Source organism: Bdellovibrionales bacterium (assembly GCA_016716765.1).
GTDB lineage: Bacteria > Bdellovibrionota > Bdellovibrionia > Bdellovibrionales > UBA1609 > JADJVA01.
In genome coordinates, this window is sequence record JADJVA010000004.1 from 70,233 (window position 1) to 95,088 (window position 24,856).

The window sequence follows — 24,856 nt, forward strand, 5'->3', positions numbered from 1 at the left end:
GAGGGGTTACCAAGGATTACCCAGCAAAATGCGACCAGGGGCGAACCACGGCCGTTTAAATGGGCACGGTCGGCATTACGAGAGCCATGTAATCATGGATTTTATTAAAAATTAGGAGAGGGATTATTAAAAACCACTTCTCGCATTTCGCCTCAGTGAGATTTGGAATTAAAAAAATTGGCAGCAATGCCGGAATAATCCTTTTAGGACTCCAAAGAACGCAAGACCTTCAAAAACTTTTCCCAAACGTCATCGAAAGATTCTTCGCCAGTTGATAGCTCAACTGAACCCCAAGCCTTTTTTAAAACGGTCAATTCAAAATCTTGGGCGGTTGCCAAGAATGAATCAGGGATCGGAGTCTTGCGGTTTTCAAAAGTTTTTTGAATGGCCTTACGGAGCAATTTCTTATCTTTGATTTTTCCAAAGATAAGCTGCATGTCGTAGATGTCTTTTGATCGGGAATTATTGCTGCCGCGAGAAAACAAGGCTTCCATTTTTTCGGCAAAGATAAACTCAAATGGATAGACCGACCAAGTGACAGGTGCTTCGCTTGCAAGTATGGATGGCATGGATTGTTTCTCTGGCACCGAGTCCAGAGCGTCACCAAATCCCACGTCAATACGAATCCGAGAGAACTTTTTGATTTTTGGATCTTTAGCCGATGAAGCTTTGCCAATAGTGAAAGCAGCGTTGAAAGCGTAGCCACCATACGGCCCTTGATTTACGAGGTCATTAGTCTTAACGTCGCCGAACCAAAGCCCATCTTGCAAATCTTGAGACAAAGCATCTTCCACAAGGCCGGGAACTTGTTTTCGAGAAAGACCGATGGCAAGAGCGTCCACATCACGAGTAAAGCGATCTGAATTGACGGTCTTAAGTAAAACAAATCCGCCCTTGAAAACAAAATGCTTCGACAACTTTTTGTGATTCTCCACACGCGCAATTACACGCTCTAAGGCCAAAATCATACGAAGGTCATTCACCGAAAGAGTCTTTGCAGCTTTGGCAAGTCTGTTAAGTTCCAGTTGAATTTTTTCGGGAGAAATCATCTTACTCATGCCATTGCCTCTAAGTACGGAAGTATTCGGTGAACGACTTTCAGTTTTTTTGCCATATCGAGCACTTTAGAAGGAGTCGTTAGTTTTTTTCTGACGGCTTCTCGCAGGGCTTCGATGGGGACGGTGCTGCCAATCATATTTTTGTAGCAGAAAGATTCAACAAGGGTGCGCTCAAGAGAAGTGATCGAGTAGCCATCTTTTTTATCAATCCCTATGTTCCATTGGGGATCGCTTTGGCGCAAAACTTTAAGGCTTGATATTTGAGTTCGTTTTTTTGCGGGCACTATGATCCATGTCTTGCGTGGAATGATATCGGTTAGTCCATACACCGAAAGTGCTGAGACCAAACAAATTGCCGAAGGCTCTCCCACAACAAGGGTTGCCGCCTTAAATTGGTTTACTTCATTGTATTCCACGCTCGTGGGCATATAGACGCCCTTAGCGATGGTGTAGCATTGCCCATCGGCTACAAGTTGTCTAACCGCCCTAAGGTTGAGTCCAGAGGCTAAGGCTTGCTTATAGGTAAATGGCCCTTTCTGAAGGACTTTTGGTAGCTTTGTCATGATGGTATAAATGCTGACAGTTTTTAAAAATAAAGTCAACTTTTATACGGGCCAAATCTCAATGGATGGTCTGCAAATAATAGAAGAAACTGGATAGACCGTTACTACTCAAGTTTTTTTGCCAATTCCCGATAAGCCAAGTGCGTATAAGCGTTGATCTTTCGAGAGGAACGCGGCACAAGAGTTTTCTCAAGGAGTTTATGGCAAAAGGCAGAAGTACCATTCAGGGTATTTATCCAATGTGGCGAGCTGGGAAGAAGTTTGATTCCCTGCGTGTCGCCATTCGTCCTCCGAATGGTGCGCAAGTGCAAATCAGCTCCAAAGTTCAACCCACCTTAAAACAGATCAATGAGTATCTTCGTGCTCACAAATTGAAAAAGGCCGCAGCGAATCAGGATAATCATTTTCAAGCGTTGAAGCACCGTTTGTATGAAGAGCTTAAAGATAAATACGCTCTGCCGAAATACAAGATTCAAGAAAAGCTCGATCTCAAGAGCAAAGAGTTTAACTTTGAGGACAACCTGGATGAGTTCGTTGCCGTCAAAAGTACGCACAGTATTCCGTTTGCCTACAAAGGCTGGATGCGGCGATTCTGGATGCCATTTTTTCTTGGTCATGGATGCAACCATCCTAAGGATTTCAAAAACTTCAAAGCGAAAGCCCGCACTCATGTGATGATGGCCAAGACCCTGAGCGGAAAGAAATATTCGCACAACACGTACAGCTCAATCACGACACCGTTTAATGAATATATGCGGTTCCTTTTGGATTCGGGCTACATTGGTCAAGACGACTTTTATACTCTCGATATCAAAATGACCCTTGAACAGAAGAAACAAGCTCGTCGCCGCGGTGAGGATGTGACGGGTGTCCGCACGAAGGAGACCTACACTGAGGACGAGTTGAATGACATCAAGGATGCCATCGACAAGACTTACAAAGATAATCTGGAGATGAAAAAGAAAGCCTACGCGATTTTCTTCGGAGTCTGCACGGGCCTCCGTCGTGGGAACTTACTGGGCTTGAATGCGGAATGTTTGCACCCCGATGACGACGTGCCGAACTTTGATTTGAAGGACAATATCGTTTCTGGCTGGAGCCGTGGGGAAAAAGGTGCTCTCGTTTTTGAGGACACAACTAAGACAACTTCAGGCGAACGAATCCAGTTACCAATGGTTCAGCCGTCACCCAAGATATTGGTGGATGTCGCTCGTTTCCTCAAAAAGAACATTGCCCCGAAAGATCGTTTGCTTGATTGCCATCCTGACACCGTTATGAAGTGGTGGCGACAGATTGCTAAAGATTGCGATTTCAAGTTTCTGCACCCTCACGCATGGAAGCATAGCTATGCGACCATCGGTGCGCTCCATCTGCATGATTGGTATTTGGGGAATCCATACTTCCTGCAGAAGTGCTGTTTGCACAGTTCATTTAGGACGACCGAAAAGTACATCAACCAAGTCTCGAATCAGTTTTTGAAGGCTTTTGCTAAGAAATAACTTTGAATGAGGCTTTGAGTTTTGCCCGTTCTTTTTCGGCTCGCATTGCGCGGGCTCGCTCTTCCGAAGCTTTGTGACCAGCTTGAACTTCAGGGCTGTCTTGAGCTTCCATCATAGGGATAGCCCACTTCAGGGAATCAGAAACATTTGCGTATTTGGGATTTACTTTCCCTTTGAAGAAGGGAACAACTTTCGGATCGCTGTTCATGCGATCCTCGATTCAGAACTCAAATTTTCTAATTTTAAAAAAGAAAATTGGAGCGGGAGACGGGATTCAAACCCGCGACCTCTGCCTTGGCAAGGCAGCGCTCTATCAACTGAGCTACTCCCGCGCTTGAAAGCGCAGCTTTTGCCACTTAGCCAGTTTTGGCTTTTTGAGATGCCGATTTTCTCAAAGTAACAATCCACTAAACTCATAAAATCTCTAACCAAACTCTCCATTAGTCTACCACTCAAAAGTTGATAGACCGTTTCCTTGGCAAGGCGACGCTCTATCAACTGAGCTATTCCCGCATCAAGAGTTCGGAGCTAACTTCCGAACGAACCTAAACAGAAATCAAATAATCGAGCTGTCATTTCTACTGGTTGGTTGAATAACTTGTCAACGGAACTTTGCCAAAAAATGGTTATCCCGACAAAGCAGACATTCACCCGCCTTTGTGGTCTTCACTCGATATCTTAGCTTCAGAGGCCCGCGAGGGCGGGTTGGCAAGGTGCCCGCTCGACTCACCCATGCGCATCAATTTGAATGCCCCATTTTGTTCCGTTTTGACTGTGACAATGAAGTCTTTTCCATCAAATATGGGTTCGGATGTCATTTCGCCCTCAAGAAGGATTCGCGCTAGAACCTTTCCATGATCCGGACTGTACACGCAGATTTTTTTTGAGGCGCAAGGAGCGAAGATAACGTAGCCCTTATTTTTCCACTTGAGGTCGTAGCTTTCCATGGCGGGGCCGTTGAGTCGCAGACTGAAGGTGTGGTGTTTGGTGGTGCCTTCACTGTTAGCTAGGAACTTCCATTGTTTTTCTCCGGTTTTAAAATCAATGGTCTGGAGATAACCGTTGTTTGTCATAGCAACCAAATAATCAAAAGTGGGAACATAGGAGGGGGTGGTCTCGGAGGCCGATTCGAGGTCGGTTTCCCAGACGAGAGCTCCCGTTCGGGCATCTACCGAAACGAGCTTTCCATCCATTGTCGTAAAAGCCAGTCTCTTCTGTGCTAACAGAATAGCAGAGAGAATTTTGTCAGAGGTGGAAGTCTTAAAAAGAAGTTTCCCTGACTGGTAATTGATTGCGTACAAGTTCCCTTCTTCAGTTCCCACATAAAGCGCATTGAGTTCTTCATTGATGGTGGGAGGATAAGGATTAATAGAGCCAACGTCTTCAGCACTGGTTTGTCTGACGATTCCTGTCCAAGGATTAGCTTGAAAAAGATGAGTTTTATTTTTGAGATTTTCCTCATGGACTCCAAAGAAATAGATTTGGCCATCCACTAATACGGGCGCTCCACGAATCTCATCGACGGGTTTTGATGTCCAAATTATTCTTCCCTTCTCCTTGTCCAGGCAAAAAACGCGGCCGTCTGTTGTCGTGGCGTACACTCTAGTTTTGGTTAAAATGGGAACGGCTTTGAAAATGGACTGAGGGTTTGCCAGAGACAATTTCCAAACAAGTTGGCCCTTGTCGTCGGTTTTTACGAGCTGGGGAACTCCCGCAGTCAAATAATAACCACTGTCGTCCCAGACGAAAGAAGCCTTGTTGAAAACTTCATCTCCGTTAATCCATAGATCTCGAATCCAGAGCTTTCCATATTTTCGTCCAAAAGTGAGCTGATCATTATAGGTTCCAGTTCGACCATTGTTCTGGCGCCAATTAAAAGTGAGACTCAAATCGGACGGGTTTCCCTCGATTCCTTCGATGGCCGGGACAGTGTGAACGAGACTTTCCTGCTCCTTTTGAAAAATGCTTTTGAGAGTCTCGGTAGAATAAAGGTACGGATTATTTTTAAACAAAAAAAACAAACAGATCATGAGATAAACAGAAAACAAAGGTTTAAGGAGCCAATTCAATCGCCCAGATTCAGATTCCATTTCGATTGCCCCACTGTGCGAAAGTTAATATTGTCATTGCAGATTTCGCTTGATTCGAAAATACGCTTAAATTTTTTATCATTTAGCCCGCGAATGACAAAGGAGCTGGCGATATTTTGAAATCCGGCCTGCTGAGTCAATTGATGACACAGGGCCTTGACGTCGAGAAAGCGCATAAATGGATTGCATTCCCTGTGCTCTCCTTGAGATTTGTCGTGATTAGCTCCAAGCTCACGTGTTTCATTTTCAAAAGAAGCGAAGCTTGTCTGATAGCATTCAGCGGCCGCGGGATAGCCCTGGAGGGCAAAGCTTTCTGTGATCAGATTGAAGTTAGGATTTTGATATTTAATGAAAGGGAAGGTCTGGAGGGACCAAAATATGAGAAGAATCAAAGGTACCCAGGCCTGGCTTGCTTCCGGTCGAATGTAAGACCGATACAGGTATTCCATTTCGACTCGACGTTGTTCGATATAGTAGGCCGGGTAGAAAGAAAGAAAGAGGAGAGAACAGACAGGGCCAAGGGCATCTCCAATAAAAAAATAAGAGATGAAATAGGCCACCAACGAGAGAAAGCCGATAACTATATTTTGGGATTTTCGAGAAACGATCAGCCAAGGAAGAATGAGCTCAGCAAGTGCCGAGAGAGCAGCTAACCACTCGCAAACCTTGAGATGTAATCCGGTGTGATGGTGGATCCACATTCCAGAAAGCCAATCTGCGTTTAACTTCAAAAGGCCTGAAGTCACAATGAAGGACACGATGAGATACTTAAAGATCGCCTTTTTTTGTGGAATGAAAAGATAAACAATATGAGAGACAAACAAGAGATAGTGCGCATTGTTACTCAGTCGTGAGTCCTGGAAGTAAAGCAGCGATTTGAGAATAAATGCAATAAACAAAAAGAACCAGCCTCCACCATAGAGACGGTGGCCAATAAACATGAGGGCAGCAAGAAGCGCAAAGACGGGATAGACGTAATAAATAAAAGTCAATTGTCCCAGTGGCAGGAATCTCATAATACCGCAATTTTCAAAAAAGCTCCAACACATGGGTGCTTCTTCAGCGTAATACATGAGAGGAGGATGGCTTTGAGATGTCCAAAGAAAAAAAGTAATCAAATGAGAAAGGGAAAGAAGAAAACCGAGCCATCTGAGGGATGACGATTGTTTGATTTCCCAAAAATTTACTTTTAGCCAATCCATTTAAAAAGAACACTCCTCATTTTTCAAGCCAACCTGAGACGAACTCGAGGTGAAAGTGATAAAATCCTATGTGGGATTGTTTTGCTTGTCTACGTTATGGTGAGGGGACTTTGTCGATAAGGAGGCACTGCGTCCTCGATAGTATCCAAAAGTGTACTGGAGTCCCGATCCAAAACTCAGAATAACGCTCGTCCAAAGAAGCCAATAACCGACCTGCTGAGTCGGAAGGTCAAAGGGGGAATTGTCAATGAGGAGCAGAGGAATTCCTACCATCTGTATGGCCGTTTTTCCCTTGCCAAAGGGCTTTGCCGAGATGATCACACGATTGGCCGCTGCGACAGAGCGAAGTCCGCCGATGAAAATGTCACGGGACAAGAGGAGGATGACCATCAGTGGGTCAACTCGGTGGACGTTGAGAAGCATGATGAGGGCGCCAAGAACAAGAATTTTATCTGCGATGGGGTCCATAAATTTTCCCATCGCGCTTTCTGCCTGATATTTGCGCGCCCAATATCCGTCCAACCAGTCTGTCAGAGAACCAACAAAAAAAATAAAAGCGGCGGCCCAGCCCTTCCAAGGCCGATCCAGATAAAGGCTCAGCACAATAAGGGGGGTAAAACCAATTCTTGTGTACGTTGCCCACATAGGGAGCGACTTTTTCCAGTCATGCTGCGAATTCATGGTGACTCACTTTACTTGCGAAGGAGTTTCCTTATAGAGTCTTCCATAGTGAGGTTCAAGTGAGGAGTCCCGAGACGCGATATTTTTTTTGTGTGAGTCTTGTTCTTGCCCACGCTTCTCTGATTGTTGTTTGCCTTTGTTTGGGACTTGGTGCAATTGCGGAGAAGAGCCTTGGTCCGCCTGATAACGCTAAGCAAAATGACTCTTCTCGCTTGCCTTTGGTCGGGCCTGAGTCGGGGTGGGAGAGGGTGAGTCCAAAGGAGTTTATTCCCGTGTGGATGGAAATATTGCCCTGGTGGAATCGCAAAGAGAAAGTTTTGAAACAGATGAGGGAAGAGAGAGCAGTTGTTGTCTCCGTTGTGACCAAGGATATTTCTGTGCCTCCGCCTCCTGTTTCCAAAAAGGGTCAACAGATTCGTAGACAGTTAAAGCTCTCGGGGGCTGGATTCATCGAAGCACCACCTGAGTTCTCTTCAAACCGAATTCGTGAATTCTACCGTCTGAAGGAACTCAGCCAGTACGTGAAGGAATCCACTTTTAATCAGCGCCAGAAGCATCTCTTTTTGCATGTCGCAGCCTTTGACTATCACGCCCGGATGCTCATGGAGATTTTTTTTCATGATCAACTGAAGGGGCGACGTCAGATTCTCTTTCATGTCGTCGCCGGAACTCTCAGCGGGATGAAGGGTGTGGTGGAAATCAAGGAAATTGAGCATCTAAAATCAGAATTTTCGATGACAGCACTCTACGACTACGACAAGCTCCCGATCCCGCAACTCTTTGTTGAATTTGGCCTTGAAATGGTGCTTAAACAGATGGCAGAGAAAATAAGATCAATGGTGGAAACCCTGTACAGGTCACAGGGGTCTAGAAGTGAATCTGAGGCTGTGAGTGAATAAGAATCTATTTGTACTTTTCCGGAGAGTGGCATTTTGTGAGACAGATGCTATGGGTGTTGTCCATCATGCCAACTACCTTCGTTATTTTGAGGAGGCAAGAGTTGCTTGGCTACGCGAAAGAGGATTGATGAATTATCACTATCCTTACTCCCCGGTCTGTTTTGCTGTACTGGAATCTCACTGCTACCATGAGAAAGGACCTCGGTTTTGACGATGACCTCAAAATAGCAGTAACCGTTCGCAGGGAGGGATTGAAAATTCGCTTTCGCTATGCCATTTATTCAGGGACTGGTGAGCAGCGTATTGCAACTGGAGAAACTCTTTTGGTCCCTGTTGATGAAAAAATAAAGCCTGTTCGCCTCAAAAAGGAGTTCATGGCCCAATTGGAGAATGAATCATGGATAGAAACCTGGCCCTTGAGTTTGTGAGGATCACTGAATTTGCGGCTCTCGCTTCGGCCCGATTCATGGGACGAGGCAATGAAATGGAAGCGGACCAGGCCGCAGTAGACTCAATGCGTCGTGGATTCGATTCAGTCAATATCAATGGCACAGTTGTGATTGGTGAAGGGGAGAGAGATGAGGCCCCCATGCTTTTTATCGGAGAGAAGGTTGGCCGCAACACTCCTGAATCGCCAAAAGTTGACATTGCTCTTGACCCTTTGGAAGGGACCACGATTTGTGCGAAGGGTGGGGTTGGAGCGATTTCTGTGATTGCGATTGCGGAAAGAGGAAATTTTTTGCACGCGCCGGACACGTATATGGACAAGCTCGCCTGTGGTCCACAGGCTCGAGGCTCCATTGATTTGAATTTGTCTCCGACCGAAAATATTGAGCGGGTCGCTCGGGCTTTAAGCAAAAACATTGAAGATATGACCGTTGTGATTTTGGATCGTCCGCGTCATGAGCAATTGATCAGCGAGGTTCGCAAGACGGGTGCGCGCATTCGTCTCATAGGAGACGGAGACGTGTCTGCCGGAATTGCCGTTTGTTGGCCGGACTCAGGCATTGATTTGTTGATGGGAGTGGGTGGAGCGCCTGAAGGTGTTATCACAGCTGCGGCCCTTAAATGTATGGGTGGCGACTTTCAGGGACGTCTGCAATTTCGTAACGAAGAGGAGAAAAAGAGAGCTTTTCGAATGGGAATCAAGGATCTTCATCGTGCCTATGGTCGCGATGAATTGGCGCAAGGCGATGTTATGTTGTGTGCGACAGGGGTGACCGATGGCCCCCTGCTTAAAGGAGTGCGCTACTACTCTAATAAGAAAGCCTCGACACATTCAATTGTGATGAGATCGGCAACGGGAACAACCCGGAGGATCGAAGCTGATCATGATTTTAGCATCAAACCTCTTTGGTAGACGGGAAGAGAAATGGCATTACTTAAACTCATTTGCTTTGAGTGCGGCAAATCATCTGAATTTGTAGAGTCAGTTGGCATTCGAGATGAGTGTGAGCATTGTCATTCTGATGCACATTGCTGTAAAAATTGTCAGTTTTATGATTCGAAAGTTTACAATGAGTGCCGAGAGACTTCAGCAGAAGTCGTGTTGGAGAAAAAGCGGGCAAACTTTTGTGATTATTTTCAGGTGGGCCACGGAACCGGAGCTTCTTCGGTTAAAAAAGAAGATCTTCGTGCTGCTGCTGAGGCTTTGTTTAAAAAGCGATAGGGAACTGATCCCCATGTGGTGCAGGTGACAATTCCAATTCTTTTGTGTGCAGTGAATGCCACGTATCAATATCCCTCTTTCGGTCTCCGTTATCTGTGGGCCAATATGGGCGACCTGAATTCTCAGACCGGACTCAGAGAGTTTACGTTGAAACAGGATCCGGATCTCATAGTTGAAGAGATCTTGGCATGTAGCCCCAAGATTGTGGGAATTGGCGCTTATATTTGGAACATCGAACGGGTGGAGTATATCGCAGAAAAAATAAAGGAGTATTCACCAGAAATTCACTTGGTTGTTGGCGGACCGGAAGTCAGTCATGAACTCGAGGGACAAAAAATCTGTGAGTGGGCAGATGTGGTGATACAGGGCGAGGCAGATCTCCTCTTTTCTCAACACTGTCGAAATGTTTTTTCTGGCTCTTGGAAGTCAGCTTCAAAGCCACAGGTCATCACGGGGCCCTTGCCGGAATTGGCAGAACTCTGCTTGCCTTATCACCTTTATACTGAAGAGGATCTGAAGTTTCGCCACGTTTGTGTCGAGGTTTCGCGCGGATGTCCGTTTAAGTGCCAATACTGTCTTTCGTCTCTTGATAAGAGCGTTCGTCATTTTGACGTCGAGAAGTTTCTGGCTGAGATGGAAACGCTCTTTTTGCGGGGTGCTCGGCAATTCAAGTTTATTGATAGGACGTTTAATCTTTCTCCGGACCTTTGCGATCGTGTGCTTAGGTTTTTTCTCGAGAGGATCGATCAAGATCTTTTTTTGCATTTCGAGATGGTTCCTGATCGTCTCCCCCCTAAAGTTCGAGAGATCATTTCTCAGTTTCCGAAAGGAGCCCTCCAATTTGAGATAGGCCTGCAAACTTTGAATGAAGAAGTAGCAAAAAGAATCAGTCGGTTTAATATTTGGGAAAAGGTGGTAGATAACTTTAATTTTTTGACTCAACAAACTCAGGTACATATTCATGCCGATTTGATCCTTGGACTTCCAGGTGAAACTCTCGAATCATTTGCGAATGGATTTGATCGTTTATTTTCTTTGCGTCCAGACGAAATCCAGTTGGGTATTTTAAAACGTTTGAAAGGGACACCCATTGTTCAGCACAGTCGATCGTGGAAGATGACCTATTCAAAAAGCCCTCCCTTTCAGATACTGGAGACGAGTGTGCTGGGGCCGGAGCAAGTAAGAAAAATGGAGCGATTTTCCAAATATTGGGATCGAGTACATAATAGCGGAGACTTTAGACGTTCGATCAAATGGCTGAGTGCTAGCGAGAATTCAGACTCTCCGCCTTCGGTCTTTTGGGAGTTTTGGAAATGGGTTGAATACGTCGACGATATTTTTCCCTCTCCTTACGGAGTATCTCTCCTTGATCTGACCAGAGCTTTTTTTGACTATCTCACGCAGATAAGAGGGTTTGATTTCATCGAAGTTCGAAAGGATTTAGCCAAAGACTACTCCTCCGGAGGGAGGCGAGAAATTCCTTCATTTTTGAGGGACGCGGCTTTATTTGCTTCTAAACGTCCAGTCGCCCAACGGAGAGTGTCGCTCAAGAAGAGACAAATGAAACGGAAGGAAAATGAGTAGAAGTGCGAGTACTTGAGTCCAGTTTGAACCCCTTCGAGTCAAGGTGATCTTGCCTTCAGTGCCCCTTGGCCGGTTAAACTTAAGCTGAGATAGACTTTTTTTGGAACGGACGTTCTTACATGAGTTCGAATCCTACAAAATTTAGCTTTGCTGGATGCTTGGCTGTGCTGGGATTTGGTCTGATTGTTTCGTCAACAGCCACAGCCAACGTCGTGGGCGTGGACACTCAAAATTTCAACCCCATCACAGATGGGCTAGACTTTGTCACTGTCCATTCGTCAAAGACTCTTGACCCAGGAGTGGTTAATTTTGGATTTTTTCTCAACTATGCCGTGAACAGTCTCCCCAATTATGAAGATATCTCCAATCAAAGTCGAACCGATATCGTGGATACACTTTTTTCATCCGATTTGAATTTTGGAGTCGGTTTGACTCGAATTTGGGATGCTGGATTTAGTTTACCTCAAGTTCATCGGCAAACGGTGGATAGCGAAATCTTCCGGGGACAGTTTGAGACGGCGGGAATTACAGAGTTGAGGTTTAACACGAAAGTGAGGGTCTTAGGAGATTCTGAGGCCGGAGGAATGGCGATGGCCGCCTCGATGAATTTGAATCGCATAGAAGACAACCCATTCTCTGGACAAAATCCAAATCCCACATTTAACTATGAACTTATTTGGGATAAAAGCGCTGGCGAGGCGAGCTACAGTTTGAATGTGGGATATCGCTTGCGAAGCCCGGGCGATCCTATTCCTGGGGTGCCTGTGCAGCCTTTCGGGAATCAATATATTGCGTCAGGTGCCATCAGTTACTTAATGTCTAGTTGGGATACCAAACTGATCGCAGAGATTTTTTCTAGCTTTCCGGCTCAATCTGATGAATTCACGAGCGACCGAGATCTTTCTTCGATGGAACTCTTGGTTGGAATGAAAATAGACCTTTCACATACATTGGCTTTTCATGCAGGTGGAGGAACGGAGATCAGTCACGGGACAGGTTCTCCCGATTGGCGCATCTACTCGGGACTCAATTGGAATATCGAACCGTTTTCTTCTGGATCTAAAAGAGGAGGATCAATTGTGCGATCAGAAAATGATAGGGTTGTGGAGGTGTCGGCCGATGACGAAGATCCGTTTGAAGGGGATCCTTCAGCATCAAAGGAGACTTTTATCGGACGAGGGGTTTTGTTTGCGTTTAATTCCGATGAGGCGAGCGAGGACTTAATAAAAATATTAACTCCCATGGTTGAATATCTCAAACGCCCTCCGGGGTTTAAACAGTTGATTATCGAGGGTCACACTGACTCTGTGGGAGGAGCTCCCTATAATCTTGAGCTGAGTAAGAGGCGCGCAGCGAGAGTGAAAAAGTCCCTCGTAAGTCTCGGTTTGCCTTCGGCGAAAATAAAATCCTCAGGATTCGGTGAGGAAAAGCCAATTGCTCCCAATACAAACTATCAGGGGCGATCTCGCAACCGGCGAGTTGAATTTAAAGTCTATCGGTAGATTTTATAACCTGGCCCACTTGATTTTTGTTCCAAACTCCAAGGGTGCCTTTCTGAATCAAATCTCAAGAGTCCAGGATCTTCAAACATGCGTCCGGCAGCAGCGCTCCCTTTGTGAGCACTGCACCAAGCCGAACTCGATCCTGAACCCCTGAGATCTGCTTCAGCCAGCTCCCCGTGTCTTTTGGACACAACAGAATCACCGAAGGCTTGCGGGCCAGCCGCTGTATTAAAATCGAGATCTTTCTTCTCGAAGCTTTCACTGTGAGATTATCTGGTGATTAAATACTGGCCCACGATGATGTTGGTGAAAGGGGCATAAACCCCTTTCGGTGACCGTGATCGTGAATCGCGCCGACCGACAGATTTTGGATTTGATTCTTTGTTTTCTCTGAATCACACCTACGCCACGCTCAGAGCTAATATCAATCGCCACATCCGCAAAACCTGGTGTACAACGAAGGATCCCAAAAGGCTTAAGGATCATATTGAACTATATCTCGAGAAGTAAGATCTCGATTTTAATACAGCGGCTGGCCCGCAAGCCTTCGGTGATTCTGTTGTGTCCAAAAGACACGGGGTGCCTGGCTGAAGCAGATCTCAGGGGTTCAGGATCGAGTTCGGCTTGGTGCAGTGCTCACAAAGGAGCGCTGCTGCCGGACGCATGTTTGAAGATCCTGGACTCTTGAGATTTGATTCAGAAAGGCACCCTTGGAGTTTGGAACAACAATCATGCGGGCCAGTTCAAAATCAATCTCAAAGATCCCCACCGCGAGTCGAGTCGCCATTATCCCATGCCGGGCGGTTGGGAAGAGGATTAGCAGGAGCAGCTTCCTTCCTTGATCCTGGAGAGACCGCTGCGGCACTTGGAGTTGTTTCTGCCTTTTTTGGGGGCGGAGATCCACGATGAACAATAGGGGCCGCTCCAGGTCTTGGTGGAGGAGATTGAGGCGGTGGTGGGCCGCTGTCAGTTAGATCTGCAGTGTCGGGAGGGTATGAATCACCGGAGCCTGGAGTTTCGATAGGCAGTTGGCTGTCTGGCTGTTCAACGGGCAAATGGTCGATGGGACTGCCGCTGTCTGGAGATGGTGGTGGTAGGGCTTGTGTCCCATTGTCAGCGGGGGGCCGACTAGGCGAGCCACCAGGAGAGCCGGATCCGCTCTGTGCATCAACAACTTGGTAGGACACTGTGATCGTATCATCCGGCTGAGGCTCATAGTTGATATGGACCTCATGAGTGCTTTCGTTAAATTGGGTAGCTGTTGGAGCCAAATCAAATACCTCACCTGAACTTCGTTGAATTGTGACTTTCATTCGCGTATAAGTTCCGCCATCGTTTCTTGATTGAGTTGCAACACTTTCATTCAAAGGCAACTGAAATACGCTGTTAAATCTCATTGTGTGGCTAGCCAATTTGCCGACGAAAGCCATTGCTTTGTTATAAGTCCCATTGGCGAGCTCGGCTGGAGCACCTCCTGCTAATTTCATCAGGTCGAGGTATCCGCGCCCAATTTCGTTCTCATCATAATAGCGATCTGTACCGTTCTGCATTTGCTTGTTGTGGGGGACAAGTGCTTCGTTAACATAGACAATTCCCGAGACGTTAAACTTTGCATTTTGCTTTTGCTTTCTCAGGGCATCATAGACGGCTTTTTCAGGGTTATCGCCCAATTCGCCACAAAATTGATCGAAGGCTTTGGCTTCTACCGGGTCAAAGCCTGGAATGCCAAAGAGCTCGACTGCCTTGGCGTTTTTATGGACCTTTTCATCATACTTAGGCACCTCACCATTTTTGTAGTGGTGGCAGATGTCGTTTTCATCAGCGATAAAGAGAACCATCAAAACAGCATCTTCACGCATGAATTGGTCTCTGGCCTTTAGATCCAGTAGTTGGTCGCTTTCCAAAAATCGCTTGAGACTAAGGAGACCCATTTCTCCGGCATCAAATCCTTTTTCTCCAGGCATTGATTTCATCTTGTACTGAAGTGCTCCAGTGATTTCGTCTATGTCCATGCGACCTTGACCCATGTTTCCCAGAACGAGCGGATCTTTCGCGTCAGCAGAAAACAATCTTCCTGAAAGGGCACTGTTTGGACTGTGGGCTGCGAGAGCCGCGATTTTATAGTTCACTTGATCGGCCCCTTCACGGGCGCCGGGGAGCTGCTTAATCAGTTCCGGAATTTGGGAAACAATTGAGAGTCGCTCATAGAGAATGGAATCGGACGTGTCCACGACAAAAAGTATATCAACTCGATTGGTGGGCGGACGCGAGGGCTGATGAAAAACTTTTTGTCGGTCAGAGAACTGCGGAGGTTCTCCTCTTTCGACTGGCTCAGGGAGGGGAGCGGGTGGAGGTGGCGGAGCTGGAGTGCAAGGTGGCTTTGGGTCTTCACAAGGGGGGGATGGTGGTAATACGGGAGGCGGTGGTGGCGGTGGCAGAGGTGTGCAGTCAGGTCGAGAGCATGTTTGTAGCAGCTGCCCATCATAGCGGACAAATCTTTGGCGGCCCTCGACAACAGTTTGAGGCTGGGTGAATTGCTGAATCACTTCAGGAGTGGGTGGCGGCGGATTGAATCCTTCTTTGGGCTCCTGCTCGTCATAGAAATCTTCATCGTTGTCATCTGGCGATGTGTGACGCGGCCTCGCGATTTGCTGAACGTGTTGGGTATAGGCTGATTGAGGGGAGTTGGGTATTACAGGAGGACTGGTGGGTCGGGAGGAGTCCTGGTCCGGTTGAAGTTGTCGATCTCTGGTTTGCCCTTCCTTCTTGAATTTCGATTTCTGACAGGCAGGAAGAGCCAAAATGGCTACCCCAAAGATGAGAATCAAAATTATTCGCACGTAATTTCTCGATTCACGCGGTCCCATGGGCCGTCTCCTTCTTCAAGTCAACTTCATCATTTTATCCCAGGATATAAGGGCAGATACACCCTCCTCTGGGGACATGGTTTGTAATTATTGCAAGCCGTGGCCCAAGAGGAAGAGGAAATTGATTTATAAAAAGTATAGTAATAACAGGTAGTTGAGATAGTGCCCTCAAAAGATTGCGAAATTGGAGATGTCCAGGACTGAGACGATGGGACGAGAAAAGTCACTGGAGAAGTTAATTTTTGGGGAGGATTGCAGGGTCTGGCTGCCCGGGTCCTTTCGAAGAGGACGGCATGCTAATCCTTGCTCTTGGTTCCTGAGGTTCTTATTCTGAAGGGGGTGAATTTTGAAGGAAGGGGAACAGGAGAATGCGCGAGAAAAAAATGAGGTGGGTGGGATCTTTGGCATTGGCAGCGGCGCTATTGGGGAGTCAAGAAAGTGGGGCGGAGACGGTTTTTATCCCGAAGGCCTTGCCAAGCCAGGCCATTTTGAAGGCAAATGTTCAGCAAGCAGAACCTAGAAGTGATAGCTGCTCGACGCTCCAAGCTCGACTGAGGCAATTGGCAGATTTAAGCGCACAAAATGGGGAGGATATTTATAAGTATCTTGCCGACCTGGGGGAGATCATGGGCGTTTGGTATCATGACCTGGAACCACTTGAAGGAAACAATGTTTTTATCCAAAAGGGATCTTTTGCTCCCATTCACAATACGTCGGTCAATGTGACGGTTAGTTCTCAGATCGTGAAAAGGAATTCTGATGAGCTGGTTGCTGCATTAAAAGAAGTTGAACAGGAACTTTCTCGATGCCTGAAGTGAGGTGATCCGGCTTAAATAGGATTGTATCCACGCTTGTCAGTGAGCTGAAACCCCGCTATTGTTTTCGAAATCTGTAAAAAGGGGATCACATGGCTGGCGCTGAAACAACAGAGCTTTTTGATTGTACTCCGGCTCAATTTTTTGCAATCATCTCAGACTATCCCAATTACAATAAATTTCTTTCAGAGGTCACCAAGTGTGAGGTTGTCGAAACTGATGGGAATCGAAAATTGGTTGAATTTCATGTTTATATGATCAAGAACTTCTCCTATCGGCTATGGATTACCGAAGATCCTAAGAAGGGGATCAGTTGGACTTTCGATTCAGGTGATCTATTTAAGGAATCAAATGGCTTCTGGAAAATTGAGGAGGCTTCTGGTAAGACCCGGGCGACCTACGGCGTTGAGGCTAAGTTTAAGTTGTTTGTTCCGGGGCCAATCGCAAAAGCACTGGTCAATGTCAATCTTCCGAATATGATGAGTTCATATAAAAAGCGAGTGAGTGAGCTATATGGCAAATAAGACAAAAAATAAGCAAAGAGAGCACGAAGGCTTCAAGACAAATGAGGGGTCTGGGGATGTTTCATCTGAGAGTGAAACCATCAGAGGACAAGAGACCGAAGATGACACTGGCTCCCTTGATAGGGAGGAAGGCTCTCTTTACGAATCCCACGCTTATGAAGAGAGAGCTGGGACTGGGAGCGAAGGAAAAAGTGGCGCAGCACATGCGGGAGAGAGAGAAGGCAAAGAGAATGAGACTCGGTCTGGCGGTCTTGGAGATGCTCTCAAAAAGTTAGTCTCTGCGGGAATAGGCGCCGCCTTTATGACGGAAGAGAGCATACGCACCTATTTGAACGAAGTGCGTCTCCCCAAGGAAGTCCTGAATATGATTGTTCAGGGGGCCGGAAAAAGCAAAGAAGAATTGCTGAACCGAGTTGGAAATGAAGTGGTTAAGATCATCAGCAAAATTGATTTTGTGACTGAAGCTTCGCGTTTTGTTGAGGAACACAAATTCAGGGTGAGTGCAGAAGTTGAGGTCATTAAAAAAGATAAATCCGGCGAGAAATAGAGTCGGTGACAGCATCAAAAGCTTCTCGGATATGATTAGGTGGTAGTACCTGATTAATCAGATCCACAACTGGACTTTGGTTTTCTCAAGAGAGCGTCGATGAGTGAGACATGGTTAATGGAATCCTTCTTTTGTTTTACGTGTTGCTGTTTTCTTTGTCTTCTCGTTTTTTAATGAACTCAATATCTGAGACAATGGGATTTTATCAGTCACAAGTTGGCTGGGGATTTTCTCGACGAGCTTACCGATTGGGTCGCAGGTACAAAATTTTTGCTTGGGCCCTGCTGACATTGGTTCTTTTCGTTTCCATGGCCCAGTCCTTCTGGCTGACCTTCGTTCAGAATTTTTAAATACGCTCATTTTTTGTCGTCAGTTGAAAGAGGAGTTTGGTAAATACCAATCCTATCTAGTGGTCGCAGGTCCAAATTCATTTGCTTCTTACTGGGCTCATGAATCTCTCCCACTTTAGCTTGGCCAAAGGCTTGATCCACTGAATTCTCCAATTCTATGAGGTCTATTTGCTCCTCTGTCACGTCTCCTACCGCATCTGCAGCGATCGGTTTGGCGGTGAGACTTATTTTTCCGTTGGAGTAATGCCTGAGATTGACGAACTGCTCGGGTGGAATCGGATGAGAGATGGTGGAAACCTCCACATAAATCTCAATAAAATTGATCAGATTCTCGTTGGGTTCGGGTACGGATTGCATGGCCTTGCTGAGGTACCCAAGGAAAATCGACAAGTTTGTGTTTCCATCAGCAGACAAGGCCTCCGAGGAGCTCATTTCATTGAGAATTTGTATGAGAAATGAGCGAAGGTCCTGGTCCTTGAGCTTGCTCTCAATTTGAAAACTGAGCCGATCGAAAAAATCGAGTCTCAATTGGGTTTCACTTTGCTTATCAATTAGAAGTAAAAGTTCAAGCTCAGTTTGCTTGAGATCAGTTGTAGAACCCAATGTTATCGTGGGATCAGGGCTTTCTAAGTGGGGGATTGGAGAGGGAATAGATTGCAGGCCGAGGATTTTGCGTACTTTTTTTTGAGCGAAGGACATCTGCATGAGGTTGCCTCTTTTGATATCCTTCAGTTGTGTGAGGATTTCGGCTGAAGTGAGGGTTTCAGCCTGTCCAATGAACGGAAAGAGGACAATCAATCCAAAAAGAAAAATGAGTTTTTTTAGTAGCCAGCCTTTCACTTTAGATCGCCTGCCTTCAAATATATCACATTGACGACTGTAAAATGTCTCAGCTGATGAGAAAGCAATTTCTGAGCCGACGGAGAAATGGACGAGTTCTCAGATTTCAGGTGCGTTGGGTGCTCAGATGAGATTCTTACGCACCTCATCTTGTATTAGTGACAAATTCTGTAGTCAGACGTCTAAACCTTAGATAATGAGTGATGACCGGCGACTCCCCAAACAAAAAATCGGGCTCGTTTTCGATACTATTGTTGTTATTTTCTTTGGAAGATTAAGGTGAAAAAAAGAGGAAAAATTCGAGAGCCAAAAAAACAGGTCGTCAACAAAGGGCGACAGTCCAAGAAGGCCTTGGTGGCCTTGGATCATCAAGTCTTGGATGAATTGCGTTTTTTGAAAGAACAGAAATCTTTCGTGCTGGTAGCTGTTTCTGGTGGCATGGATTCGATGGTCCTGTGGGAGGTCATGAGCCGACTCAAAGTCCTGTTGGGTTTTGAACTTGGTGTCGCTCACGTTCATCATGGAGTAACAGAGTCGAGCCAGGGGCAATTTCGTCGGAAGGCCTGGGAGTTTGTCAGAAAGCATGCTTTGGAAAAGGGAGAGAGATTTTTTTCCAACCTAAAATTGGAGGATCTCGAGCAGGGAGGCAAACATCGAGGTGGGGACGGGAAGGACCCAGATCGGCTGGATTCTGAAGCCAAAATGAGAAGTTTTCGCTATGAGTGCTTGTGGGAATGGCAGCAGAGGTGCTCAATCGAGACGGGCCTGCCTGTGTACTTGGCTTTGGCCCATCATGCGGATGATCTGCTCGAGACTCGACTCATTCGCCTGATAAGGGGGACCGGACTGCAAGGGCTTGAGGCAATGAAAGTTTGTCAAAAGGAGCTTTTGCGACCCCTCTTGTTCTGCACTCGTCGAGAATTAATTGATTACGCACGTCAGCAATATGTGGATTGGATTGATGATCCGAGCAATCAGAATGAGGATTTTCTTCGCAATTGGATACGTGAAAGCTGGCTTCCTTCTCTCGAAAGGAGGCATCAAGGTGGAACAAGGAATCTAGGGCGCTCCTTAGAGAGGATTTTTAGAGAGGCTCATGGTGGAGCCAGTTCATTGAATGCTCTCGACTCTGGGGTGAGGCACGGTTTGGTGGGAGAGAAAAAGAGCGAAAAATTTCTTTTCCAAAATCGCAGGAAATTTGGTCTTCTCAATCTGGAAGACAAGCGCCGTGAGATAGCCTCATACCTGCGAGGACGAGGAATCAAAGGCTACGGCCAAAGTCATATCGATGAGATTATTAAGAGGCTAGGCACAAAAAGAAGAGCCTTCAGCTTCAAAGTCTTAAAGTGGGACTGGTTGGTTGATGCAGAGCAATTCATGGCGATCCGGTCTGAAGACGAGTGAGGAAAGCATTGAGACACTTCGCTTGGAGTGTTATTCTGCCGAAGAGGTAGTAGTTAGGAAAGGATAGTTTTTCATGCGTTCATCCCAAAAGACTTTGGCCCTCTGGGCGATGCTCGTTGTTGTGGCAATACTGTTGTTTCAGATGTATGAGGCGCAGCGCCATACTCTGATTCGTGATTTTGATTATCCCAAATTTTTAAAGGCCGTGGAGGCGGGTGAAGTCGAGGCCGTCACCTTTAATAAGGATTCGGGTGAGATTGAGGGAGATGTAAAGCTTGAGTTTCGTGATAAATATTCAGGTCGTCATTTTCAAATTTTAGGGAATGTAGATTCCGATGGATTTAAGATCGTGCGAGAGCACGGAATTACACCTAAATACGTTGGGTCTGACAATTCTTTAATGACTTCTGTTTTTTTAAATTGGCTTCCTTTGATCGTCATCATCGGTATGTTCATGTTTTTTATGCGACAGATTCAGGTGGGCGGGGGAAAGGCCATGAGCTTTGGAAAGAGCCGAGCTCGCCTTCTCACCGAAAACAAAAACAAAGTGACCTTTAGAGATGTCGCAGGAGTTGAGGAAGCCAAGGAAGACCTTCAAGAGATCGTGGCCTTTTTGAAAGAACCCAAAAAATTTACTCGTCTCGGTGGGCGCATTCCAAAAGGTGTTCTGCTTGTAGGGCATCCAGGAACGGGAAAGACACTCTTAGCAAGAGCAGTCGCTGGAGAGGCGAATGTTCCGTTTTTCACGATCTCTGGTTCTGATTTTGTGGAGATGTTTGTGGGAGTGGGCGCGAGCCGGGTTCGCGATCTGTTTGAGCAGGGCAAAAAAAATGCCCCATGCCTTATTTTCATTGATGAGATTGATGCCGTCGGTCGTCATCGTGGAGCGGGAATGGGCGGAGGTCACGATGAGAGGGAGCAAACCTTGAATCAGCTTCTCGTGGAAATGGATGGTTTTGAGAGCAATGAAGGGGTCATTCTTATTGCAGCGACCAATCGTCCTGATGTTTTGGATCCTGCTCTGTTGAGGCCCGGTCGGTTCGATCGACGAGTTGTCGTGAATAAGCCAGACTTGCATGGTAGGAGGCAGATCCTCGAAGTTCATACTCGAAAGACCCCTCTTTCGAGTGCTGTCGATCTCGATCGAATTGCTCGAGGAACGCCGGGATTTACGGGAGCTGATCTCGAGAACCTCGTGAACGAAGCCGCCTTGCAAGCCGCCCGCGACAATAAACTCAAAATTGAACAGGACGATTTTGAGAAAGTCAAAGATAAGGTTCTGATGGGATCAGAGCGCAAGTCCATGGTGATCAGCGAAAACGATAGGCGCATAACGGCATATCATGAGGCGGGACATGCTTTGGTTGGCAAAGTCGTGCCGGGGTTGGATCCCATTCACAAGGTGACGATCATACCTCGAGGGATGGCTCTTGGCCTGACTCAAACTCTTCCAGAGGAAGAGCAACTCAGTCTCTCCAAGAAAAAAGCGCAAAGCATGATTGCTTTTCTTTTTGGAGGAAGGGCCGCTGAGGAGTTGGTTTTTAATGATTCGACGACGGGTGCCGGGAATGACATTGAAAGGGCCACTGAATTGGCGCGGAGGATGGTTTGTGAATGGGGGATGAGCGAACGATTGGGACCATTGGCCCTTGAACGTCGCGAAGGTCCCGTGTTTTTGGGCATGCAATCCTCACAGTCGCGTGACTACTCCGATTCCAAGGCCGAAGAGATTGACAAAGAAGTCTATCGTATCGTCATGGAAGGTTATGAACTGGCAAAGAAAGTACTGAAGGACAATATGGCTGCCTTACACAAAATGGCAGAAGTGCTATTGGAACATGAAACCATTGATGCGGAAGAGGTCGCAATTTTGGTCAAAGGAGGAGGTCTTCAGGAGATTGGGGACCGTCGTGGAGACCGGCAAATCATCCTAGAAAAAGAACGTAAACAAGCGGCTGAAGAAGATGCAAAAAAGACGAAAGAGGAAGAGGAGAAGCTCAGGGCAAAAGAGAGTGGCGAGCGTGATCCGGTGGGTAGTTCGGGGCCGGTGACAGCCTAGAGCTCTTTTTCTTTATATTTAGGTGAGTGGGGAAGTTGATTCTACAAAATTTTTTAGACAACATGAATTCAATTTTCTCTCAGCTTCGTCTCATGGACTTGCTGGATTTATTTTTGGTTTTGGTAGTCGTGTACCGAATTCTTCACCTCACCAAACGTTCTGGCGCCGTGCAGATTCTGTCTGGTCTGGGAATTTTGGCCATCGCATATCTGGGGAGCATTTGGTTTGAGCTGATGACCTTTAATTGGCTCTTGGAGAAGTTTTTCTCCAATCTTTTTCTTATCGTGGTGATTCTCTTTCAGACAGAAATCAGACAAGCGCTTGCTCAGATAGGTTCTAATCCATTTCTATCGGGGGCAAGTCGTGTCGAGGAAACTCATATCGTTGAAGAGCTCGCCAAGGGTGTGGTGATGATGGCGCAGAAGGGCTATGGCGCTTTGATTGTTGTCGAGAGAGAAATTGCTTTGGATTACTTTGTGGAGATGGGAACTCCTATGGATGCGGTGGTCAATGCAGAGCTTTTGGTTTCACTGTTTCATCCCACAGCACCTCTTCATGATGGAGCCGTCGTTATCAGAGAGGGGCGCATTTATTCTGCCGGTTGTTTTTTGCCATTGAGCAAAAACCCTATTTTGGATAAAAACCTGGGGACTCGTCACCGGGCGGCAATTGGCTTGACCGAAGAAACCGATGCTTTGGTTTTGGTCGTCAGCGAGGAAAAAAAATCGGTTGGGATTGTGCAGTCCGGACAATTTCTACCTAATGTGAATCATGCCATAATTCGGCAGACACTCTACGATACATTTGGTCTCAAAGTGAAAGTTGAAAGGAATCCGACATGATCGGAGCTGCAAAAAGGCGAATAAAGTTTCATCTTAACGAGGATACCAGTTATAAGATCGTCGCCTTTTTCGTAACCTTGGTTCTTTGGGTGACCATTCTTGGTCGAAAAAGTTCTGTTGTCGTCAAAGACCTAAATCTAGAAGTTCTCGTAAAGAACAGCTATGTGGTGGGAAACGATCTTCGAAAGAAAGTTCGAGTCCAACTCTCGGGTCCTCGCATGGTCCTCAAAAAGTATGCTCAAACGGATCAACCTTTTACGGTCGACCTCTGGGATGCTGAGCCAGGTAAACATCGGATTCGACTGGGTCCCGGCGGACTTAATCTTCCCGTTGGTCTTAAACTGCTCTCTGTAAGTCCGGGCGAAATTATGGTCGTCGTACGTGATGCAGGCAAGAAAGTGGAGGGGAAGTGAAGACTGGTAAGGCACCTGGAAAAGGGGAGCTAATTAAAAAAACTCAGGGAGTTGGGGCTGTGGAGCCTTCTCCTGCGACGAGAATATCTGGCCTTTTTGGAACTGATGGAATTCGCGGCATGGCCAATAAGTATCCGATGACTCCCGATGTGGTCATGAAGGTGGGGCAGGCATTGGGTTTTGTTCTCAATCAGCAGGTGAGTAGCCGTCGAGTGAATCATCGGATTGTCATGATAGGAAAGGACACCCGTATTTCAGGATACATGCTGGAGCAGGCGCTGTCCTCTGGCCTCAATAGCATGGGTGTATGGGTGCAGCTCGTGGGACCTCTTCCCACTCCTGGAATTGGGTTTTTAGCGCGGAATATGAGAGCAGATGCTGGGGTTGTGATATCTGCGTCTCACAATGCCTATTATGACAACGGCATTAAGATTTTTGGGGCCGACGGTTTCAAGATCGCAGGAGAGATGGAGACCGAAATAGAACGATTGGTGAGAGATGTGGACCTTCACCTTCACTTGGCGGACAGTCATGAAATTGGGCGCACACGAAGAATTGATGATGCGGCGGGAAGATACATTGTCTATGTCAAAGACAGTTTTCCTCTTGATCTTTCTTTGGATGGCGTTCGAATCGTCTTGGATTGTGCGAGTGGAGCCGCTTACAAAGTGGCGCCTGCCGTTTTTGAGGAACTGGGAGCGGAGGTTGTACTGACCGGTAACCGGCCCGATGGATTTAACATCAATGAAAAAACAGGGGCTCTTTATCCTCAGAACACTTGTGAGGCGGTTATCAAGTACCGGGCCGATGTGGGAATCAGTCTTGATGGCGATGGCGACCGGGTCATCATGGTGGATGAAAAGGGAAGGATCGTCAACGGAGATCATATTTTAGCGATTTGTGCAATTCACTTGGCAAAGAAACATTCTCTTCCGGGCAACACGGTGGTTGCTACTCACATGAGCAACGTGGGTCTCGAATTGGCTCTTCGCAGCCACGGCATTAATTTGGTGCGAACGGACGTTGGAGATAAATACGTGGTGGAGGAAATGAGACGAAGTGGATATATTCTTGGTGGGGAGCAAAGTGGTCATATTATTTCTTTGGATCACAGCACAACGGGAGACGGATGTGTGGCAGCTCTGAATGTTCTAGCTGTCATGCTCCAGGAAAAGAAAAAGTTAAGCGAGTTGGCGAAGTGGATGAAGGATGTGCCTCAGGTTCTCATTAACACTCGAGTGAGTCATCGCCGTGAGCTTGAAGATATTTCTGGCTACCAGAACATGATTGACGAAATCAATACTCAGTTGTCTGGCGATGGGAGAGTTTTTGTGCGTTTTTCGGGAACTGAGCCTGTTGTGCGTGTTTTAGTTGAAGGGACTGACAAGAAGGCGATTGGACGGCATGCTGAGCGCATTGCCAGCTTTTTGCAAAAGGAGCTGACCTAG

26 protein-coding genes and 1 tRNA gene are annotated in these 24,856 nt (G+C 46.6%); 17 read left to right on the forward strand and 10 right to left on the reverse strand.

Features of this window, described 5'->3' with window-relative positions; genetic code table 11:
* Nucleotides 1–203: 203 nt before the first annotated feature.
* On the reverse strand, nucleotides 204–1,058 hold the full coding sequence (locus IPL83_01460) for a nucleotidyl transferase AbiEii/AbiGii toxin family protein (protein MBK9037820.1): 855 nt from the start codon (nucleotides 1,056–1,058) through the stop codon (nucleotides 204–206).
* Nucleotides 1,055–1,621, reverse strand: a complete 567-nt coding sequence (locus tag IPL83_01465; GenBank protein MBK9037821.1) for a type IV toxin-antitoxin system AbiEi family antitoxin domain-containing protein — start codon at nucleotides 1,619–1,621, stop codon at nucleotides 1,055–1,057. The genes IPL83_01460 and IPL83_01465 overlap by 4 nt, the downstream gene beginning before the upstream one ends.
* A gap of 371 nt (nucleotides 1,622–1,992) precedes the next feature.
* Between IPL83_01465 and IPL83_01470 the strand changes: the two genes are divergently transcribed.
* Nucleotides 1,993–3,120: a hypothetical protein gene (locus IPL83_01470; protein ID MBK9037822.1), complete on the forward strand. Its 1,128-nt coding sequence runs from the start codon at nucleotides 1,993–1,995 to the stop codon at nucleotides 3,118–3,120.
* On the opposite strand, the gene IPL83_01475 is transcribed toward IPL83_01470, so the two are convergent.
* The 5 genes from IPL83_01475 to pgsA all read right to left on the reverse strand — a co-directional run bounded on the left by IPL83_01475 (nucleotide 3,110) and on the right by pgsA (nucleotide 7,093).
* A complete protein-coding gene (locus tag IPL83_01475) occupies nucleotides 3,110–3,328 on the reverse strand; it encodes a hypothetical protein (GenBank protein ID MBK9037823.1) in 219 nt (72 codons plus the stop codon). The genes IPL83_01470 and IPL83_01475 overlap by 11 nt on opposite strands.
* 48 nt (nucleotides 3,329–3,376) lie before the next feature.
* Nucleotides 3,377–3,452: transfer RNA gene (locus IPL83_01480), tRNA-Gly, on the reverse strand.
* A 315-nt stretch (nucleotides 3,453–3,767) separates the two neighbouring features.
* Nucleotides 3,768–5,210, reverse strand: a complete 1,443-nt coding sequence (locus IPL83_01485; protein MBK9037824.1) for a PQQ-like beta-propeller repeat protein — start codon at nucleotides 5,208–5,210, stop codon at nucleotides 3,768–3,770.
* Nucleotides 5,186–6,412 carry a hypothetical protein gene (locus IPL83_01490; protein MBK9037825.1) on the reverse strand — a complete coding sequence of 409 codons (1,227 nt, stop codon included), beginning with the start codon at nucleotides 6,410–6,412 and terminating at the stop codon, nucleotides 5,186–5,188. The genes IPL83_01485 and IPL83_01490 overlap by 25 nt, the downstream gene beginning before the upstream one ends.
* 66 nt (nucleotides 6,413–6,478) lie before the next feature.
* On the reverse strand, nucleotides 6,479–7,093 hold the full coding sequence (gene pgsA / locus IPL83_01495; protein MBK9037826.1) for a CDP-diacylglycerol--glycerol-3-phosphate 3-phosphatidyltransferase: 615 nt from the start codon (nucleotides 7,091–7,093) through the stop codon (nucleotides 6,479–6,481).
* A 59-nt stretch (nucleotides 7,094–7,152) separates the two neighbouring features.
* Between pgsA and IPL83_01500 the strand changes: the two genes are divergently transcribed.
* The 7 genes from IPL83_01500 (at nucleotide 7,153) to IPL83_01530 (ending at nucleotide 12,747) form a co-directional block, all read left to right on the forward strand.
* Entirely contained in the window at nucleotides 7,153–7,992 is an 840-nt protein-coding gene (locus IPL83_01500; GenBank protein MBK9037827.1) for a hypothetical protein, read from the forward strand.
* A 49-nt stretch (nucleotides 7,993–8,041) separates the two neighbouring features.
* The gene (locus IPL83_01505) at nucleotides 8,042–8,203 is read left to right on the forward strand and encodes a hypothetical protein (protein ID MBK9037828.1); all 162 of its coding nucleotides are present in this window, start codon (nucleotides 8,042–8,044) and stop codon (nucleotides 8,201–8,203) included.
* Nucleotides 8,181–8,420 (forward strand): hypothetical protein, encoded by a 240-nt coding sequence (locus tag IPL83_01510; GenBank protein MBK9037829.1) that lies wholly within the window; start codon nucleotides 8,181–8,183, stop codon nucleotides 8,418–8,420. Before IPL83_01505 ends, IPL83_01510 begins: the two co-directional genes overlap by 23 nt.
* Nucleotides 8,390–9,352 (forward strand): class II fructose-bisphosphatase, encoded by a 963-nt coding sequence (gene glpX, locus IPL83_01515; protein ID MBK9037830.1) that lies wholly within the window; start codon nucleotides 8,390–8,392, stop codon nucleotides 9,350–9,352. Before IPL83_01510 ends, glpX begins: the two co-directional genes overlap by 31 nt.
* Before the next feature lie 12 nt (nucleotides 9,353–9,364).
* Nucleotides 9,365–9,661, forward strand: a complete 297-nt coding sequence (locus IPL83_01520; protein MBK9037831.1) for a hypothetical protein — start codon at nucleotides 9,365–9,367, stop codon at nucleotides 9,659–9,661.
* A 24-nt stretch (nucleotides 9,662–9,685) separates the two neighbouring features.
* On the forward strand, nucleotides 9,686–11,245 hold the full coding sequence (locus IPL83_01525) for a DUF4080 domain-containing protein (GenBank protein MBK9037832.1): 1,560 nt from the start codon (nucleotides 9,686–9,688) through the stop codon (nucleotides 11,243–11,245).
* A 119-nt stretch (nucleotides 11,246–11,364) separates the two neighbouring features.
* Nucleotides 11,365–12,747: an OmpA family protein gene (locus IPL83_01530; GenBank protein MBK9037833.1), complete on the forward strand. Its 1,383-nt coding sequence runs from the start codon at nucleotides 11,365–11,367 to the stop codon at nucleotides 12,745–12,747.
* Here IPL83_01530 and IPL83_01535 read toward each other — a convergent pair.
* Together IPL83_01535 and IPL83_01540 are read right to left on the reverse strand one after the other, a co-directional pair.
* Nucleotides 12,738–12,938 carry a hypothetical protein gene (locus tag IPL83_01535; protein MBK9037834.1) on the reverse strand — a complete coding sequence of 67 codons (201 nt, stop codon included), beginning with the start codon at nucleotides 12,936–12,938 and terminating at the stop codon, nucleotides 12,738–12,740. The genes IPL83_01530 and IPL83_01535 overlap by 10 nt on opposite strands.
* A 564-nt stretch (nucleotides 12,939–13,502) precedes the next feature.
* The gene (locus IPL83_01540) at nucleotides 13,503–15,614 is read right to left on the reverse strand and encodes a hypothetical protein (protein MBK9037835.1); all 2,112 of its coding nucleotides are present in this window, start codon (nucleotides 15,612–15,614) and stop codon (nucleotides 13,503–13,505) included.
* A gap of 368 nt (nucleotides 15,615–15,982) precedes the next feature.
* Here IPL83_01540 and IPL83_01545 point away from each other — a divergent pair, with 368 nt between their 5' ends.
* The 4 genes from IPL83_01545 to IPL83_01560 all read left to right on the forward strand — a co-directional run bounded on the left by IPL83_01545 (nucleotide 15,983) and on the right by IPL83_01560 (nucleotide 17,850).
* Nucleotides 15,983–16,432: a hypothetical protein gene (locus IPL83_01545; GenBank protein MBK9037836.1), complete on the forward strand. Its 450-nt coding sequence runs from the start codon at nucleotides 15,983–15,985 to the stop codon at nucleotides 16,430–16,432.
* Nucleotides 16,433–16,521: 89 nt separating this feature from the next.
* Complete coding sequence (locus IPL83_01550) at nucleotides 16,522–16,953, forward strand: SRPBCC family protein (protein ID MBK9037837.1); 432 nt, start codon at nucleotides 16,522–16,524, stop codon at nucleotides 16,951–16,953.
* Complete coding sequence (locus tag IPL83_01555; GenBank protein ID MBK9037838.1) at nucleotides 16,943–17,500, forward strand: hypothetical protein; 558 nt, start codon at nucleotides 16,943–16,945, stop codon at nucleotides 17,498–17,500. Before IPL83_01550 ends, IPL83_01555 begins: the two co-directional genes overlap by 11 nt.
* A gap of 110 nt (nucleotides 17,501–17,610) precedes the next feature.
* Nucleotides 17,611–17,850: a hypothetical protein gene (locus IPL83_01560; protein ID MBK9037839.1), complete on the forward strand. Its 240-nt coding sequence runs from the start codon at nucleotides 17,611–17,613 to the stop codon at nucleotides 17,848–17,850.
* A gap of 6 nt (nucleotides 17,851–17,856) precedes the next feature.
* Here IPL83_01560 and IPL83_01565 read toward each other — a convergent pair whose 3' ends face one another.
* On the reverse strand, nucleotides 17,857–18,690 hold the full coding sequence (locus IPL83_01565) for a hypothetical protein (GenBank protein ID MBK9037840.1): 834 nt from the start codon (nucleotides 18,688–18,690) through the stop codon (nucleotides 17,857–17,859).
* Between the two features lie 279 nt (nucleotides 18,691–18,969).
* Here IPL83_01565 and tilS point away from each other — a divergent pair, with 279 nt between their 5' ends.
* The 5 genes from tilS to IPL83_01590 all read left to right on the forward strand — a co-directional run bounded on the left by tilS (nucleotide 18,970) and on the right by IPL83_01590 (nucleotide 24,856).
* Nucleotides 18,970–20,094 (forward strand): tRNA lysidine(34) synthetase TilS, encoded by a 1,125-nt coding sequence (gene tilS / locus IPL83_01570; GenBank protein ID MBK9037841.1) that lies wholly within the window; start codon nucleotides 18,970–18,972, stop codon nucleotides 20,092–20,094.
* A 73-nt stretch (nucleotides 20,095–20,167) separates the two neighbouring features.
* Nucleotides 20,168–22,153, forward strand: coding sequence for an ATP-dependent zinc metalloprotease FtsH (ftsH, locus tag IPL83_01575; GenBank protein MBK9037842.1), 1,986 nt, complete (start codon nucleotides 20,168–20,170; stop codon nucleotides 22,151–22,153).
* Between the two features lie 38 nt (nucleotides 22,154–22,191).
* Complete coding sequence (locus tag IPL83_01580; GenBank protein ID MBK9037843.1) at nucleotides 22,192–22,995, forward strand: TIGR00159 family protein; 804 nt, start codon at nucleotides 22,192–22,194, stop codon at nucleotides 22,993–22,995.
* A complete protein-coding gene (locus IPL83_01585) occupies nucleotides 22,992–23,408 on the forward strand; it encodes a hypothetical protein (protein MBK9037844.1) in 417 nt (138 codons plus the stop codon). Before IPL83_01580 ends, IPL83_01585 begins: the two co-directional genes overlap by 4 nt.
* 119 nt (nucleotides 23,409–23,527) lie before the next feature.
* Nucleotides 23,528–24,856: a phosphoglucosamine mutase gene (locus tag IPL83_01590; protein ID MBK9037845.1), complete on the forward strand. Its 1,329-nt coding sequence runs from the start codon at nucleotides 23,528–23,530 to the stop codon at nucleotides 24,854–24,856.

Bases quoted from the DNA above. Each gene is read 5' to 3' on its own strand.
- IPL83_01485 (MBK9037824.1), bottom strand. From the start codon at position 5,210: ATGGAATCTGAATCTGGGCGATTGAATTGGCTCCTTAAACCTTTGTTT.
- IPL83_01490 (MBK9037825.1), bottom strand. From the start codon at position 6,412: ATGGATTGGCTAAAAGTAAATTTTTGGGAAATCAAACAATCGTCATCC.
- IPL83_01475 (MBK9037823.1), bottom strand. From the start codon at position 3,328: ATGAACAGCGATCCGAAAGTTGTTCCCTTCTTCAAAGGGAAAGTAAAT.
- IPL83_01550 (MBK9037837.1), top strand. From the start codon at position 16,522: ATGGCTGGCGCTGAAACAACAGAGCTTTTTGATTGTACTCCGGCTCAA.
- IPL83_01555 (MBK9037838.1), top strand. From the start codon at position 16,943: ATGGCAAATAAGACAAAAAATAAGCAAAGAGAGCACGAAGGCTTCAAG.
- IPL83_01460 (MBK9037820.1), bottom strand. From the start codon at position 1,058: ATGAGTAAGATGATTTCTCCCGAAAAAATTCAACTGGAACTTAACAGA.
- IPL83_01505 (MBK9037828.1), top strand. From the start codon at position 8,042: ATGGGTGTTGTCCATCATGCCAACTACCTTCGTTATTTTGAGGAGGCA.
- IPL83_01585 (MBK9037844.1), top strand. From the start codon at position 22,992: ATGATCGGAGCTGCAAAAAGGCGAATAAAGTTTCATCTTAACGAGGAT.
- IPL83_01590 (MBK9037845.1), top strand. From the start codon at position 23,528: ATGGCCAATAAGTATCCGATGACTCCCGATGTGGTCATGAAGGTGGGG.
- ftsH (MBK9037842.1), top strand. From the start codon at position 20,168: ATGCGTTCATCCCAAAAGACTTTGGCCCTCTGGGCGATGCTCGTTGTT.
- glpX (MBK9037830.1), top strand. From the start codon at position 8,390: ATGGATAGAAACCTGGCCCTTGAGTTTGTGAGGATCACTGAATTTGCG.
- pgsA (MBK9037826.1), bottom strand. From the start codon at position 7,093: ATGAATTCGCAGCATGACTGGAAAAAGTCGCTCCCTATGTGGGCAACG.
- IPL83_01530 (MBK9037833.1), top strand. From the start codon at position 11,365: ATGAGTTCGAATCCTACAAAATTTAGCTTTGCTGGATGCTTGGCTGTG.
- IPL83_01545 (MBK9037836.1), top strand. From the start codon at position 15,983: ATGCGCGAGAAAAAAATGAGGTGGGTGGGATCTTTGGCATTGGCAGCG.
- IPL83_01510 (MBK9037829.1), top strand. From the start codon at position 8,181: ATGAGAAAGGACCTCGGTTTTGACGATGACCTCAAAATAGCAGTAACC.
- IPL83_01465 (MBK9037821.1), bottom strand. From the start codon at position 1,621: ATGACAAAGCTACCAAAAGTCCTTCAGAAAGGGCCATTTACCTATAAG.
- IPL83_01520 (MBK9037831.1), top strand. From the start codon at position 9,365: ATGGCATTACTTAAACTCATTTGCTTTGAGTGCGGCAAATCATCTGAA.
- IPL83_01540 (MBK9037835.1), bottom strand. From the start codon at position 15,614: ATGGGACCGCGTGAATCGAGAAATTACGTGCGAATAATTTTGATTCTC.
- IPL83_01560 (MBK9037839.1), top strand. From the start codon at position 17,611: ATGGTTAATGGAATCCTTCTTTTGTTTTACGTGTTGCTGTTTTCTTTG.